This is a genomic window from Spirosoma sordidisoli (genome assembly GCF_004138325.1).
Taxonomy (GTDB): domain Bacteria; phylum Bacteroidota; class Bacteroidia; order Cytophagales; family Spirosomataceae; genus Spirosoma; species Spirosoma sordidisoli.
The window spans coordinates 636831-652798 of record NZ_SBLB01000002.1 but is presented as its reverse complement, the minus strand read 5'-3'; the positions used below and the strand labels follow the sequence as shown (position 1 = coordinate 652798).

Below are 15968 nucleotides of genomic sequence, written 5' to 3'. Positions count from 1 at the left end.
GTTTGTCACTCCTTTGCCAAATGTTCTTTTTTCGTTTGCTGTCACGTTTGCCCCTCCGGTTCCTGTATGTTCTGGCTACTATATTGTATTTTTTATTGCTGCACGTAATACGGTACCGACGTCGGGTGGTGATCGAAAACCTGCGTCTTTCTTTCCCCGAAAAGTCACCACAGGCGATCCGGCTCATTGCCAGAGGCTTCTACCGTAATTTAACGGACCTCATCGTGGAGACTATTAAGATGCCCGACCTCACGGCCGACGAGCTGCGCCGGCGTGTTCGGTTCACGAACCCCGAACTGGTTCAGGATCGGCTCAAAGCCGGGCAAACGGTTATCGGCATGGCTTCACACCAGAGCAACTGGGAGTGGATACCGTCGGCCTCGGTGCTGAATGACATGCCGGTCGATAGTGTCTACAAACCCCTTACCAACCCATTTTTTGAGGAGCTGATGCGCGAAGTCCGGTCCAGCTTCGGGGCCGTACCCACGCCTATGAACCTGCTGCCCCGCCAGATGGTGGCCCGCAAAAACGTACCCCGGATCATTGCGCTCGTAGCCGATCAGGTTCCGGACGTGCCGGAGCAGGCCTACTGGACCGACTTCCTGCATCGCGATACCCCGTTTTATCCGGGTACCGAACGACTGGCCCGCAGCCGCAATCTGCCGGTTTTCTACACGGAACTGGTTCGGGTGGGGCGCGGTCGGTATGAGGTAACGTTTACGCTGATCGGCGATCCACCCTATACAGATCTGCCGGCGGGCGCGATTCTGGAACGCTACCGCGATCAGCTCGAAGACACGATCCGCCGGCATCCGTCCGATTGGCTCTGGTCACACAAACGTTGGAAACACTGGCGTGGGAAATACGCCAAAGTAGGTGCAAAACTGGAATGAACGCATTCCCCCTCTTACCTTTACCCGCATGATTACCTTTTATCCCGGTCCATCTAAAGTTTATCCGCAGGTAGCCGACTACGCAGCCGAAGCGATTCGGACGGGCCTGACAAGCCTGAACCACCGTAGCCCGGGGTTTATGGAGATTGTACGCGAGACGATACACCTCCTGCACCAGAAACTGGATATCCCAGCCGACTACCACATGGCGTTCGTGTCGTCGGCTACGGAGTGTTGGGAAATTGTCGCCCAATCGCTGACAGCCGCCGGCAGTACCCATCCATATACCGGTGCGTTCGGCAAAAAATGGATGGAGTACGCCCACCGGATCATTTCCCCCACGTCAGCCCCTGCCGACACACTTTGCCTGGTGCAGAACGAAACATCGACCGGTGCGCAGATTCCGATGGATGACCTGGCAGACTACCGGCAAACGTTCGAGGGATTGATAGCGGTCGACGCGGTGTCGTCAATGGCCGGCATACGGCTCGACTGGCAACGGGCCGACGTCTGGTTTGCTTCCGTTCAGAAATGCTTTGGCCTGCCGGCGGGACTGGCGGTGCTGGTCTATTCGCCCGCTGCTCTGAAGCGAGCCCAGGCCATTGGCGAACGTAATCATTACAACAGCCTGCTGTTCATTCACGAAAACTTCTCGGCCTACCAGACGCCCTACACCCCCAATGGTTTGGGCATTTATTGTCTGATGCGGGTTCTGCAGCAGGTGGCTCCTATTGCCGAAATAGACGCCCGTACCAGGCGCAGGGCCGCCGACTGGTACGGTTTTTTCGACCAGGGTTTACCAGGCGCACCGGGCGCGTTCCGGCCTCTGATCAACGATAGCGCCAAACGGTCTGACACAGTGATTGCCATTGAGGGTTCCGAGACGGACATCAAAGCGCTGAAGCTGGCGGCTCAACAGGCTGGCATCACCCTCGGCAACGGCTATGGAGACTGGAAAAACACCACCTTCCGCATTGCTAACTTTCCCGCCATTACCGACGATGAGGTCGATCAGCTCAGGCGGTTTTTACACACCTATCGGACCGGCCAGTAGGTCTGTCTCTTTATCATTTACTATGTTCAACATCAAGGAAATTATTTCGGTAACGCTTATCTTGTTCTCGGTCATCGACGTGGTTGGCTCGTTGCCGGTCTTGATTGATCTACGCAAGAAAGTCGGCAAGATCGAGTCCGAGCAGGCCACGGTCATTTCGGGCGTGCTGATGGTGTCGTTTCTGTTCGTCGGCGAGCGAATTCTAAACCTGTTCGGGGTCGACGTTGCCTCGTTCGCGATTGCGGGCGCACTGATTATTTTCCTGATTGGGCTCGAGATGATACTGGGCCGAACCATTTTCAAGTCTGAAGTCAGCGCCGGCGGAGCTACGCATATCGTACCGATTGCCTTTCCACTCATTGCCGGGGCCGGTACCCTGACGACCATTATCTCCCTGCGGGCCGAATACCAGACCGCTAATATCATTGTCGGCATCGTTATCAACCTGATTCTGATCTACGCCGTCCTGAAGTCGTCAGAATGGCTCGAAACCCGACTGGGTCCGGGCGGACTCGATGTACTGCGAAAGATCTTCGGCATTATCCTGCTGGCCATCTCGATCAAGCTGTTCAAGACCAATCTGATTGCTGGTTTTTAGTTCGTCTCATGCACCTTTTCTACCAGCCCGAACCAATCACTCAACTCACCGAAGACGACTCTCGCCATGCGGTTAAAACGCTGCGGCTGAGCGCTGGCGACAGCATAGCCGTTACCGACGGACACGGAAACCGTCATCTGGCCGTTATTACCTCGGCCGATGCGCGCCGGTGTGCCTTTCGGGTAACCGATACGCAAACCACGCCCCCACGCCCGTTTTCGGTCCGGATTTGTGTAGCACCCACCAAAAATCTGGATCGAATCGAATGGTTTGTCGAGAAAGCAGTCGAAATTGGGATCGAACGCATCAGCTTTTTTATCGGCCAGCATTCAGAACGGCGCGTGCTGAAACTGGAGCGAATCGAGAAAATTGGCATAGCCGCCATGAAGCAATCGTTGCAGTCTTATCTGCCCCGGTTCGATGAAGCGACTTCGTTTACTGATTTGCTTAAAACCGTAGCCGAAGAACAGCGATTTATTGCCCACCTGCCAGCCAACGCGTCGCCCGCCAATCTGGCCAGTGCCGTTGATCCGGGCGGGCATTATGCGGTACTGATCGGACCGGAGGGCGACTTTTCTGCTTCCGAAATCCAACAGGCACAGGCGGCCGGGTGGACGCTGGCAACCCTCGGACCCAACCGGCTGCGAACTGAAACCGCAGCGTTGACGGCCTGTCAGTTGCTTAATTTCGTTAACTATTAACAGCCGGGGAAAACCCAGATCGACGTCTAAACTACGATGAAAAAAATCATGTTTACCGGCCTGTTGCTGGTCGCCTGCTGTCAGCTGGTATCGGCGCAGTATGCCTACAAAATCGCCAAGCTGAAATACAATGGCGGAGGAGACTGGTACGCCAACAAGACGGCGCTGCCCAACCTGATCAAATTTGCGAACGCCAACCTGCGGATGAATATCTTCCCCGAAGAAGACATTGTGGAACCAGGCAGCCCCGACATTTTCAGTTATCCGTTCGTTCACATGACCGGGCATGGCAACGTAACCTTCAGCGCGACCGACGTTCAGAATCTGCGCCGGTACCTCATGTCGGGTGGGTTCCTGCACGTCGACGATAACTACGGTATGGATAAGTTTATCCGGCGGGAGATGAAGAAAGTCTTTCCCGAGCTGAATTTTGTCGAACTACCCTTCAATCATCCTGTTTACCAGCAGCGGTTCAAATTTGCCGGCGGCCTGCCCAAAGTACACGAACACGACGGCAAAGCCCCGCAGGGCTTCGGCCTGATTTACCAGGGTCGGCTGGTCTGCTTTTACAGCTACGAATGTGACCTGGGTAACGGCTGGGAAGATCAGAGCATCTACAACGATCCGGAACCGGTCAGGCAGCAGGCCTTGCGCATGGGCGCCAATCTGTTGCAGTATGCGACCACCACAAATTAATTCCGGTATTATTTAGGGAACGCAAGCCAAACCGGCTTGTTTTTCGTTAGTTTTGTAGAAGTATTTATAGTTCTGCTTAAGTTGTTCACCCTTTAATCACTCTCCATTGTGATTGTACTGGCCGCATTCATCGGACATTGGTATCTGTCCCTGTTCTGCCAAACTTTTTTCCTGCACCGTTACTCGGCCCACAAAATGTTCTCGATGAGCAAATTCTGGGAGCGGTTCTTTTACGCCCTGACCTACATCTCGCAGGGGTCTTCATACCTGAGTCCACGAGCTTATGCCGTGTTGCACCGGATGCACCACGCCTTCAGCGACACCCCCCGCGATCCGCACTCGCCCCACCATACGCAGAACATCTTTACGATGATGTGGCAAACCAAAAACATTTACAATGCCGTTCTGCACCGGACGCAGCCCATCGAACGCCAGTTCGACAGAAACTACCCCGAGTGGAGCTTCATTGAGAAAGTAGGCGACTCCTGGGTCTCACGCGCCGGCTGGGGAGTTCTTTACAGCCTGTTCTACATTTTTGCGTTCCTCTATCTGGATATGCACTGGGCGTTTTTCTTTCTGCTGCCCGTCCATTTTGTAATGGGTCCCGTTCACGGCGCCATCATCAACTGGAGCGGCCACAAATACGGATACGCCAACTTTGACAATCAGGATAAGTCGAAAAACTCGCTGATTCTGGATGTCGTCATGATGGGCGAACTGTTTCAGAACAACCACCACAAGCGGCCAAATGCGGCTAACTTCGGTGCCAAGTGGTTCGAATTTGATCCTACCTTCCCGATCATCGGTGTGCTGCACAAACTACACATCGTCCGGTTAAGACCGGCCGCCGAAGCGAAGAAAGCCCAACAGGAAGTCGGCCACGATCGCCTGGTTGAGCGGGAACGCGAGATAGAAGCGTAGAAAAACCATATCAACAAAAAAGTCCCGGCAGTGAGTCGGGACTTTTTTGTTGATATCAAGGCTGGTCTACAGGAGCATGTCAGCGATATCCTGCCAGGATTTCATCCGCCGAAACTGGGTATCTTCGCGGTTATGGAGCGCATCGAACAACAGGCCTTCGCCCTGGAACGTGCGTAGATTGCGGGGCAGATCATCGATCAGGTAGTCTGTATTGAGTACGCTCTTGTCGCCCATGAAGATGTAGTTGCGCCAGGAGATAGCCGGGAAGTGGGTTTGCAGCCAGTCCCATTTTTCGCGCAGCGAGTTAGGGAACTCCTGCGCAGCCGAGGCTATGAATACATCGTACTTCGTCATCAGATCCGCAATGACGTCCTGCGCGCCTTCCATGACCGGAATATCGCTGAAGAAGCCGGGCTCGTAGACCCGCTGCGACAGGGCGCGGTATTCATCTTCATCGAACAGTTCATGAAACGACTTTTCCTTTAACTCTTCGAGCGTATAGCGGGGCATCTCCCCGGCCAGATAAAGCTGAATAAACTTACTATGGGTATCGGCCATGACATCGTCCATGTCGATGGCTATTCGTTGTTTCATATCGATCGGTTTACATCAAACTGTTCCAGATAATCGGCCACGCGCCGGACAAACTGCCCGCCCAGCGACCCGTCTACAACGCGGTGGTCGTAGGAGTGCGAGAGGAACATGAGTTGCCGGATGCCGATGAAGTCGCCCTGGGGTGTTTCGACCACGGCGGGTTTCTTCACGATAGCGCCGAAGGCCATGATGGCCACCTGCGGCTGGAGAATAATCGGGGTTCCCATCAGGTTGCCGAACGTACCGATGTTTGAGATGGTGTAGGTTCCACCGGCCAGATCATCGGCAGTCAGTTTGTTTTCGCGGGCGCGTTTGGTCAGGTCATTGACCCGTTTGGTAAGCCCGACCAGGTTATACTGATCGGCATCGTGAATAACGGGCACAATCAGGTTTCCGGAGGGCAACGCCACCGCCATACCGACGTTGATCGATTTCTTGACCAGAATCGAATCGCCATCGACCGACACGTTGATCATCGGAAAATCCTTGATGGCTTTTACAATTGCTTCGACCAGGATGGGCGTATAGGTCAGGTTTTCGCCGGTCTGCTGCTTAAACTGGTCCTTGATACGGGTACGCCAGGCCACCACATCGGTCAGGTCGGCTTCAACAAAGGAGCTAACGTGTGGCGAAATCTGCTTCGATTCCACCATGCGTTGCGCAATCATTTTTCGCATCCGGTCCATCTGAACGATGTCGGCCTGCCCGTTGATCGAGGCACTGGCTTTCCCGTTGACGGCAGGGGCGGATGACGGGGTTGGTGTAGTGGCAGGTCGGGAGGGCGTGGCCGGAACAGACGCAGCAGCTGGTGCCGGTTTCGACTGAGCTATCTGGCCCTCGGCCCGATCGATCACGTAAGCCAGGATGTCTTTTTTGGTAACTCGATTGTCGGCGCCCGAGCCCGGAATCCGATCCAGTTCGTCGCGGCTGATGTTTTCTTCTTTGGCAATGTTCAGCACCAGGGGTGAATAAAAACGATCAGCAAACACGGTTTCGTAGGCGGGCGCTGTCGGCATATCGGCCAGACTCGTAGCCGATGTAGCTACGGCCTTTGCCGGAGCGGATCGACTGCTCATCGCCTGAATGCTGGTTTCCAGTTCACGGGCAGATTCGGAAACTTCTTCGGGCTGGACCAATCCTGGCTGGGCCAATCCTGGCTGGGCCACATCGCCAATACCGACGGGCAGATTGTCCGGTTCGGTGGCTTCGGCGTTTTCAGGGGTCCCGGACGAGGGCGTGGCGCTCCCGCTAACCGCTTCGTCGACTTCCAGGCGGGCAATGGGTGCTCCTACTGCCACCACATCGCCATCCTTGACGAGGATCTCCTTCAGAATACCGTTTTGCGGAGCGGGCACTTCGGTATCCACCTTATCGGTGGCTACTTCCAGTACAGATTCGTCTGCCTCTACCCGATCGCCGGGCTGCTTGAGCCAGCCGATGACCGTACATTCCATTATACTTTCGCCCATTTTGGGCATGACCATGTCGATGAGTGCCATACAAATAATGATAAACCATGAATGATGAGGGCGGGTAGCTACTCATCATTCACTACTGGTTAAGTAATTCTTCCCGCAGCAAATTTAGCAGATAGGTTGTGGTTAGTTGAATATTCTGATCGCGGTATTGCCCCAGTTTGAGCAGGCGGGTCGTGATGCGCTGCCCGGTGGCGACCGCAATCCAGACCGTGCCGACGGGTTTGTCGGGGGTGCCTCCGTCGGGGCCGGCTATACCGCTGGTGGCTATGCCTACGTTTGCCTGCAACGCCTGTCGAACGCCCTCCGCCATTTGCCGGATGGTTTCTTCACTGACCGCACCGACCTGTTGCAGGGTTTCCGGTTTTACGCCCAGCTGGTTTATTTTCACCTCATTGCTGTAGCTTACGATACTGCCCAGGAAATAGGCTGAAGACCCCGGCACACTGGTAATGCGCGAAGCTACGTAGCCACCGGTACAACTCTCGGCCGTGGCCAGCGTGAGCTGCCTCTCGGTCAGTATTCGGCCAACCACGCTTTCGAGGGTTTCGTCGTCATAGCCGTACACGTGCTGTTGTATCTGGGGCAGCACTAGCGCTACCTGTTCGTCGAGTTCCCGGCCCAGCGTATCATTGTCGACGCCGGTTGCCGTCAGCCGGAGCCGGACCCCGCCGAAGCTCGGCAAATAGGCCAGTCGGATATGCGGGGGCAACGAGTCTTCCCAGCTGGCAATCCGTTCGGCCAGGAACGACTCACCGATACCAGCCGTCAGGATCATCTTATGCCTGATAATTGGCGTCTGAAAATGGCTGAGCAGCCGAGGTAACACCCGGTTCGTCATCAGGTGCTTCATCTCGAACGGAACGCCCGGCAGGGAGACGTACACCCGGCCTTCGTGCTCGAACCACATGCCCGGGGCGGTACCCCAGTCGTTCTGAAGATAAACCGCGTTGGCGGGCAGATCGGCCTGCCCCCGGTTCAGATCGGTCATTTCGCGGCCCCGCTTCTCAAAGAAGCCCGTGACCAGCGCCAGGGCCTCGGGGTTCCGGACCAGGTTTACGCCAAAATAATCGCAGAGGGTTTTCTTGGTGATATCATCTTTGGTAGGTCCCAGACCGCCGGTAATCAGAATAACATCGGCGCGCTGGTGGGCTTCGTGCAGCACCTCGAGAATGGCCTTGGCCTGATCGCCAACCGACGACTTCCGTACGATCCGGATGCCGATGTTCGTCAGCTCGGTGCCTATCCACTGGGTATTGGTATCGGTGATTTGTCCGAACAGAATTTCGTCGCCGATCGTAACCACTTCGGCACGGATGGTGTTGGTCATAGAGTAATGAATAAATACGTAATGAATAATGGGGTTCGTGATGACTGGTCAGGGCGCTGAAGCAGCCAGCCTGAAAAATTTCATCACCGTCCACTTTACATTATTCATTCTTGATGGTCAAAAGTACATAAAAACGATCCATTGCATGAACAAGATGATCTGGCTGGGGGTTTGCCTGGCCCCCTTATTTATCCAGCCTGCGTCGGCCCAGGATACAACTGGTCAGCAGTCGCAGCCACAGAAGCCACGCAAAACAATATTTGGACAGGTACTCGATCAGGTGCTGACGCCCGGCACATCGGGAGGGAGCCTGACCAACAGCGATATCGCCACGGGTCTGCGCGAGGCCCTGCGGGTCGGCATCAGCAAAGGTGCCGATCAGGCCTCGGCTACCGACGGCTATTTCAGGAATCCCCTCCTCCGGATCGCGTTCCCGCCCGAAGCGCAGAAAGTGGCAGCCCGGCTGCGGCAGCTGGGTTTCAACAAGCAGGTCGACCAGTTTGAGCTATCGCTGAACCGGGCGGCAGAAGACGGAGCCAAAGTAGCCAAACCCATTTTCTTGAAGGCCATCACCTCCATGAGCATTGGCGATGCCGTTACCATTCTGCGCGGCCAGAACGATGCCGCTACTCAGTATCTGCGCCGAACATCGGGCCAGCAGCTGGTGACCGAGTTCACGCCTATTATCGACAGCACGCTGAAGAAAAACCAGGCAACCCGCTACTACAGCGATCTGGTAACGACCTACAACAAGCTTCCGTTTGTGCAGAAAGTAAACCCGAACCTGACCCAGTATGCCACCAATAAAGCCGTTGACGGACTATTCATCCTGGTAGCTCAGGAAGAGAAGCGAATCCGCGAAAATCCGGCTGCCCGGGTGTCGGAGATTTTAAAACGAGTGTTTGGGAGTCGGTAGGGCTGCGTAACTTTGCGCCCATGAAAAAGTCTGATATTCATTTCTCAGTTGAGTTAGATGGGCAGAACGTTCCCGAAAAGATTTTCTGGGACGCTACCGACAATCCAAATGAAGGCCTGAGCGACACCCGGGCCATTGCCATTGCGCTTTGGGATCATTACCATAACAGCACCCTCAAAATCGACCTGTGGACCAAGGACATGGAGGTAGTCGACATGAAGCGGTTCCTGATCGAAATCATGAGCGGCATTGCCGACACAGCCATCAGTGCCACGGGCGATAAGAAAATGGCAACTGACATCGAGAATACCTGCCGGGTTCTGAGCAAACGACTCGAAGAAGAAATCAAAGAACAACAGAAGCAGCAGTAGAAGGTACCGATCCGGATAATCTGGTCGTTAATTTGCTAGAAACTGTCTGTAACAGACATGATTTCGTTCTTCATGAAAAAGATTTTAGTCGTTCTTCTGGCGGCTCAGGCCCTGCTGGTTTCTGTCGCTACGGCTCAAAAAGCAGGAATTCAGTTCCGGACCTCACCGATTGCTGCTGTCTTTCAGGAAGCCCGCCGTACGGGCAAGCCGGTGTTCGTCGAGATTTTTTCGCCGACCTGCCATGTCTGCGAAAGTTTCATACCGACGCTGGCCGACGCCCGGGTGGGTAAGTTCTATAACGGCAAGTTCATCAGTACCAAGCTGGACATCGGTCTGCCTTCAACGCGGGCCTTCCTGGATAGCCGCCGACTGTTTGTGCCATCGCTGCCGCTATTCCTGTATTTCGATCCGCAGCAGAACCTGATGCACTTCGCGCTCAGCAATAACTCGACCGACGAGGTAATCCGGCATGGTACCAACGCCCTGAATCCGCAGGTACGCAGCCAGACCATGAAGTCGAGGTATCAGCAGGGCGAACAGTCGCCTAATTTCCTGATCGACTACGCCATGCTTGGCCGGGTAACCAAAGATACGGTGGCCAACATAGCCGCTATGAACGACTACGCCCGCCAGCAATCGCCGTCCACCTTTGCGAACCAGACGAACTGGCTGGCGCTGCAGAAGCTGGTCCTCGACCATGAGAATCCGATGTTTCAGTACATGCTGAGTCACCTCGACCAGTACCGGAAGGCCTACGGCGCTGAACCAACCCGACAGGTAGCCGAAAACATCCTGATGTCGTCGCTGTATAGCGGACGCGGAGCCCAGTTCCCAATCGGCAAAATTCTGGATGTTCGCCAGGGGCTGGTCAAGATAGGTATCGACCCGAAGGTGGCTGCTAATCGCACCCTGCTGCCCGAAGTCAACGCCTATTTCCGGGCTAAGCAGACGGCAAAAGCCGTAGATCGCATGGACGACCAGGTAAGCGCCAATCAGTTGTCGGTACCCGAGTATCTGTACATCTCGCGTCTTTTTAACCGGTCGAGCCCCGACGCTACCGATGCGCCAACGGTTGTTAAGTGGATCAACAAAGCGCTGGCGCTGAAGCCCAGCGCCAAAGAGCAGGCCGACTTGTATACCGAACTGGCCACCGCCTACCGCCGAAGCGGCAAAACCGACGACGCCCAGAAAGCGGCTCAGAAAGCCAGAGGACTCGGCGTATCCCGCTAGTAGACAGTCTGACACACCCCTGACAAAAGCCCTCTGCTACCCGATAGCGGAGGGCTTTTTGCATTTATCAATTTTTTCTTACAATCATTTAGGGATTTTCCGCGCTAGATTGACTCTATGTAAACGCAGCGTATCTCCTACCCTACCTCTCGTATGATTAGTAGTCAAAGCAGCGATGACGAGTTGGTCAGCTGGCTCCAGAAGGGTCATGCCCGGGCCTTCGAAGAAATATACCGGCGGTACTGGTACAAGCTGTACAATGTGGCCTTCCAGCAAACGGGAACGCGCGAAGAAGCCGAAGAGCTGGTGCAGAACCTCTTCGAAAACCTATGGCACCGGCGCGACCAGCTGACCATCCGGCACCTGAGCTCCTACCTGATCGTGGCGATCCGCTACGCATCGACCAACTACCTTAAAGATCAAATCACACACCGCAAATTTCAGGAGTACCTGATTTTGCACGAGATCCGGCAGTCGTTCGGCACCGACGATCAGGTTCAGTTTACCGATCTGGCCAGGGCCGTTGACGACGCCATGAAAAAACTGCCCGAAAAATCAGGGGAGATCTTCCGCATGAGCCGGTTCGACGGGCAGTCGGTCAAAGCCATCGCCGACCGGTTAAACCTGTCGGAGAAGGCCGTTGAGTACCACATCACCAAATCGCTCAAAGTTCTCAAGGAGCAGCTGAAAGCCTATCACACCAACAACTAACCCACTCTCGTTATGACCCAGCACGACTTTCAGGAACTGGCCCGAAAATACCTGCAGGGCGATTGTACGCCCGAAGAAGAGCGACTGATGCAGGAATGGGCCGATCAAACCCTGACCCACGCCCCCCCCGCCCTGTCTGCCGCCGAAGAGTCGGCCACGAGTCAGCACCTCTGGCAACGGATAGCGGCCAGGACGACCCGTCCGCCTGTTCGCATCCTTTATAATCGCCGGCTGTGGGCCGGTATGGCCGCTACGGTTCTGCTGCTGGCGGTGGGCAGCTGGTGGCGATGGTCGGCCTACTCCGGGTCGGCCCTGGCCGATCAGCCTGCTCATCTGCGCGGGGTGATCGACGTTAAAAACACCTCGGCCAAACCCCAGACCATTACGCTCGAAGACGGTAGCCTCGTGGTGCTGAAACCGAACAGCAGCGTGAGCTACCCGGAGCATTTCGGCAATAAAACCCGGAGCATTCTGCTGCGGGGCGAAGCGTTTTTTGCCGTAAAGCGGAATCTGACCAAGCCGTTCCTGGTCCATACCGGCGATCTGGTAACCGAGGTGCTGGGCACAAGCTTCACGATTAAGTCGTACGATGATGCCCCCGCCATCGAGGTGCTGGTCCGGACCGGGCGCGTGTCGGTTTACGAAGCCGAACGGAACGCCCCCCGCCGACGCAACGGGGTCATTCTGACGCCGAACCAGAAGGTCACGTTCGACAAGTCAACGAAAAAGCTGCTGCCGGGGCTTACCGACGCACCGACGCCCGTCAATCCGCCTGCCCACCGGCAAACGATGGTGTTTGACGATACCCCGCTCAACGATGTGATCAGTGCCCTCCAAAGTGCCTACGGTATTGAGATCGTCCTTGAAAACAGCCAACTGATGCGCTGTCGATTAACGGCCGACCTAAACGAGCTTGCCCTTCATACCCAACTCGACTTGTTATGCCGGTCGGTTGGGGCTTCGTACGAGCAGCGCGGCACGGTCATTTTTATCAATGGCGACGGCTGCCGCTGAGCACCCCGCCCCTTACCCAACTCCTTACCTGATTTATTATGCAATCAAAATGGCTACTTCTTCGGCTGCTGTCGAGAACGCTCCGGCAGACGTTCATTCAGTTGTTTTTATCCGGTCTCTTTGCGGGTCTCTCGCTGGCCGACGGTGCCCGCGCCCAGGACATACTAAACCGGGGCGTGACAATACAGCGGGAGTCGGCGCAGGTTCGCAGCGTACTCAGTGAGCTGGAGAAACAGGCCGACATCCGGTTTGTTTACAGCTCCAACACCATTCCGGCCCGACAGCTGGTAACCGTACGCGCTACCAACGAGAAACTGATTAACGTGCTGAACACGCTGCTGGGCCCCCTTAACATTGCCTACGAGGTGGTGGGCACGCGTATTCTGCTGCGTCGGACCGAAGCCGGGCAGTCGTCGGTGCCGGTACCTGATCGGCTCCAGACGCGTTCAATCACGGCCCCCGCCGACGTAACCATCCGGGGGCGGGTAACCGATGCCGAAAAAGGCGAAGCACTGCCCGGCGTCAGCGTTGTGGTAAAAGGCAGCACCCGTGGCACCACAACCGACGTCAACGGCAACTATCAGCTGTCCGTACCGGAAGGCAGCAGCACTACCCTGGTGTTCAGCTTTGTCGGCTACGAACGGCAGGAGGTCGCGGCTGGTAATCGAACCACCGTCGATGTGGTCCTGACGGTCGGCGATAAGACCCTGAACGAAGTTGTGGTGGTCGGGTATGGGCAGGTGAAAAAGAGCGACCTGACTGGTTCGGTCGCTACGGTGCCGGTAGAAGAAATTCGTAAGGTGGCGGTCACGTCGCTCGACCAGTCGTTGCAGGGTCGGGCTGCGGGCGTACAGATTACCCAGAACTCGGGAGCTCCGGGCAGCGCAACCACCATCCGGATTCGGGGTGGCAACTCGATCCAGGGCGACAATGAACCGCTGTACGTCATCGACGGAATTCCGTTCAAAAACGACGGGGCAGGCAGCGGGTCCAGCTTCAACGTGTTGAGTACGCTCAACCCCAGCGATATAGAGTCGATCTCCGTGCTGAAAGACGCCAGTTCAACCGCCATCTATGGGTCGCGGGGTGCCAATGGCGTGGTAATCATCACGACCAAGCGCGGCAAAGCCGGCCGATCAGTCATTAACTTCGACAGTTACTACGGCATCCAGTCGGTTCGTCGCAAGTACCCGGTTCTCAACGGTCGGGAATATGCACAGTTTGTAAACGATGCCAACACCAACGAGGGCCGGAACCCGGTCTACACACCGGATCAGGTCAACGCTTTTGGCGAAGGAACCGACTGGCAGAATCAGATCTATCAGGACGCTCCGATTCAGAACTATCAGCTTTCGATCAGCGGGGGCGATGAACGGACGCAGTACGCCATAGCGGGTGGGTATTTCAAACAGGGTGGCATCGTGGTCAACTCGGATTTCGACCGGTACTCGTTCCGCATCAATCTGGATCGCAGGCTCACCGATCGGCTCAAAATAGGCAACAGTCTGACCGTAAACCGCACGGTCACCAACCAGTCCCGTACCGACGGCGACCTGGGCAGTGCGGGTCTGGTCACCATAGCCGCCCTGCAGTTTCCGCCCATCCTGCCCGTAACGAACCCCGACGGTACGTACCTGCTTACAAGTCCCGCGCTGAACTTCACCGCCGACAACCCGGTGGCGCTGGCCCGGGACAGCAAAAACCGAAACACCGCTTTCCGGACATTCGGGAACGTGTTCGGCGACTACCAGATTATTGAAGGACTGAGCCTGCGCGTTCTGCTGGGGATCGATGCCATTCTGCAAAAGCAGGACTCGTACCTGCCCCGTTCGGTAGCCAGCGGCCTGGCCCAGGGTGGTGTGGCGTCGCTGTTCAACAGCCAGGCCGTAACCTGGCTTAACGAAAACCTGCTGACCTATAACCGAACGTTTGCCAGTGTACACAGCGTTGGGGCGCTGGTTGGCTATACACAGCAGGCCAGCCGTAGCGAAAGCAACAATGCTTCGGCCCGCAACTTCGTCAACGATAATCTCGGAACAGGCAATCTGGGGGCGGGTTCGGTACCGCTTACGCCTTCGTCGGGCATAGGCACCTGGGGGCTGGAGTCCTATCTGTCGAGGGTTAATTACGGCTATAAAGACAAATACCTGCTCACGGCCTCGTTCCGGGTCGACGGGTCGAGTCGCTTCGGCGCCAACAAACGGTACGGCTATTTTCCGTCGGTAGCTCTGGCCTGGCGGGCCAGCGAAGAAGCGTTTCTGCGCAACAACGCCGTTATCAACGATCTGAAGGTGCGGGCTACCTACGGCTCCACGGGCAACCAGGACGGTATTGGCAACTACCCGGCCTACTCCCTGCTCGGCACGCAGAATTATGTGTTCGGAAACGGCGTATCGACGGGTATCGGTCCGTCGCAGATTGCCAATCCTGACCTCTCCTGGGAAACGACCACCCAGGCCGACATGGGTATTGATCTGGGGCTGTTCAACAACCGGATTATCATTACGGCCGATGCCTATCTCAAACGGACGAAGGATCTGCTGCTGAGCGTGACGATTCCCAGCACATCGGGCTATTCGAGCGCAATCCGTAACCTGGGGCGGGTCGAGAACCGGGGCTTTGAACTGAGCATCACCTCGCGGAACCTTACTAAAGCCTTTAAGTGGTCGACCGACCTCAACCTGGCTACGAATCAGAACAAGGTGCTGGACATTGGCGGTGTACCGCAGATTTTTGCCGGGCAGGTGGCCAACATCGGTCAGAATCTCAGCTCGGGTATTATCCGGGTGGGCGAACCGCTGGGCTCGTTTTATGGCTACGTGACCGACGGGCTCTATCAAAACCCGGATGAACTGGCGGCCATCGCCGACCCGCAGGCCCGCCGACCCGGCGATCGTCGGTATGCCGATCTGAACGGCGACAAGAAAATTGATGATAATGACCGAACCATCATTGGACGCGCTCAACCCAAACTGCTGGGCGGCCTCAACAACACCTTCTCCTATAGCGGCCTGGAGTTAACGGTATTTTTCCAGGGTGTCTACGGCAATGACATCATGAATGCCAACCGCTTCGAGCTGGAGTATCTGAACGGCACCAACAACCAGTCGCGCGATGTGCTGAACCGCTGGACGCCCACCAATACGAACACCGATATCCCCAGAGCATCGACTACCCGCCCCGCCAACCGGATCTCAACCCGGCAGATCGAAGACGGCTCCTACCTGCGGCTCAAGAACATTCAGCTGGCCTATAACCTGCCCCAGTCTGTGCTGCGAACGTTGAAGATTCAATCGCTGCGGGTCTATGCCAGCGCGCAAAACATTCTCACGTTTACCAACTACTCGGGCTACGATCCGGAGGTGAACCGGTTCGGGCAGGACAGCCGGAGCCAGGGTTTTGATTACGCCAGCTACCCGGCGGCCAAAACCGTCCTGTTTGGTCTGAACGTTGGTTTCTAATTC

Annotated in this window: 15 protein-coding genes; 12 read left to right on the top strand and 3 right to left on the bottom strand. The window is 56.0% G+C overall.

The window, feature by feature from the left end:
* Positions 1–20: 20 nt before the first annotated feature.
* The 6 genes from EQG79_RS11335 (at position 21) to EQG79_RS11310 (ending at position 4863) form a co-directional block, all read left to right on the top strand.
* A complete protein-coding gene (locus EQG79_RS11335) occupies positions 21–893 on the top strand; it encodes a lysophospholipid acyltransferase family protein (RefSeq protein WP_129601517.1) in 873 nt (290 codons plus the stop codon).
* 28 nt (positions 894–921) lie between these two features.
* Positions 922–1947 carry an aminotransferase class V-fold PLP-dependent enzyme gene (locus tag EQG79_RS11330; RefSeq protein WP_129601516.1) on the top strand — a complete coding sequence of 342 codons (1026 nt, stop codon included), beginning with the start codon at positions 922–924 and terminating at the stop codon, positions 1945–1947.
* Between the two features lie 22 nt (positions 1948–1969).
* Positions 1970–2545 carry a MarC family protein gene (locus tag EQG79_RS11325; RefSeq protein ID WP_129601515.1) on the top strand — a complete coding sequence of 192 codons (576 nt, stop codon included), beginning with the start codon at positions 1970–1972 and terminating at the stop codon, positions 2543–2545.
* Positions 2546–2553: 8 nt separating this feature from the next.
* Entirely contained in the window at positions 2554–3246 is a 693-nt protein-coding gene (locus EQG79_RS11320; protein WP_129601514.1) for an RsmE family RNA methyltransferase, read from the top strand.
* A gap of 36 nt (positions 3247–3282) precedes the next feature.
* On the top strand, positions 3283–3942 hold the full coding sequence (locus EQG79_RS11315; protein ID WP_077923414.1) for a DUF4159 domain-containing protein: 660 nt from the start codon (positions 3283–3285) through the stop codon (positions 3940–3942).
* 108 nt (positions 3943–4050) lie between these two features.
* Complete coding sequence (locus EQG79_RS11310) at positions 4051–4863, top strand: acyl-CoA desaturase (protein ID WP_077923415.1); 813 nt, start codon at positions 4051–4053, stop codon at positions 4861–4863.
* A 66-nt stretch (positions 4864–4929) separates the two neighbouring features.
* Here the strand turns inward: EQG79_RS11310 and EQG79_RS11305 are convergent, their stop codons facing one another.
* The 3 genes from EQG79_RS11305 to EQG79_RS11295 are packed head-to-tail and all read right to left on the bottom strand — an operon-like array spanning position 4930 to position 8262.
* Positions 4930–5457: a 5' nucleotidase, NT5C type gene (locus tag EQG79_RS11305; protein WP_077923416.1), complete on the bottom strand. Its 528-nt coding sequence runs from the start codon at positions 5455–5457 to the stop codon at positions 4930–4932.
* Positions 5454–6956: a dihydrolipoamide acetyltransferase family protein gene (locus EQG79_RS11300; RefSeq protein WP_129601512.1), complete on the bottom strand. Its 1503-nt coding sequence runs from the start codon at positions 6954–6956 to the stop codon at positions 5454–5456. The genes EQG79_RS11305 and EQG79_RS11300 overlap by 4 nt, the downstream gene beginning before the upstream one ends.
* A 52-nt stretch (positions 6957–7008) precedes the next feature.
* Complete coding sequence (locus tag EQG79_RS11295) at positions 7009–8262, bottom strand: competence/damage-inducible protein A (RefSeq protein WP_077923418.1); 1254 nt, start codon at positions 8260–8262, stop codon at positions 7009–7011.
* A gap of 145 nt (positions 8263–8407) precedes the next feature.
* Here EQG79_RS11295 and EQG79_RS11290 point away from each other — a divergent pair, with 145 nt between their 5' ends.
* From EQG79_RS11290 to EQG79_RS11265, 6 genes are all read left to right on the top strand, one after another.
* Positions 8408–9178, top strand: a complete 771-nt coding sequence (locus EQG79_RS11290; protein WP_077923460.1) for a DUF4197 domain-containing protein — start codon at positions 8408–8410, stop codon at positions 9176–9178.
* 20 nt (positions 9179–9198) lie between these two features.
* On the top strand, positions 9199–9549 hold the full coding sequence (gene gldC / locus EQG79_RS11285) for a gliding motility protein GldC (RefSeq protein WP_077923419.1): 351 nt from the start codon (positions 9199–9201) through the stop codon (positions 9547–9549).
* A 72-nt stretch (positions 9550–9621) separates the two neighbouring features.
* Positions 9622–10779 carry a thioredoxin family protein gene (locus EQG79_RS11280; protein WP_077923461.1) on the top strand — a complete coding sequence of 386 codons (1158 nt, stop codon included), beginning with the start codon at positions 9622–9624 and terminating at the stop codon, positions 10777–10779.
* A gap of 153 nt (positions 10780–10932) precedes the next feature.
* On the top strand, positions 10933–11490 hold the full coding sequence (locus tag EQG79_RS11275; protein ID WP_129601511.1) for an RNA polymerase sigma-70 factor: 558 nt from the start codon (positions 10933–10935) through the stop codon (positions 11488–11490).
* 12 nt (positions 11491–11502) lie between these two features.
* Positions 11503–12504: a FecR family protein gene (locus tag EQG79_RS11270; protein WP_129601510.1), complete on the top strand. Its 1002-nt coding sequence runs from the start codon at positions 11503–11505 to the stop codon at positions 12502–12504.
* A gap of 38 nt (positions 12505–12542) precedes the next feature.
* The gene (locus EQG79_RS11265) at positions 12543–15965 is read left to right on the top strand and encodes a TonB-dependent receptor (protein WP_129601509.1); all 3423 of its coding nucleotides are present in this window, start codon (positions 12543–12545) and stop codon (positions 15963–15965) included.
* Positions 15966–15968 lie beyond the last annotated feature (3 nt).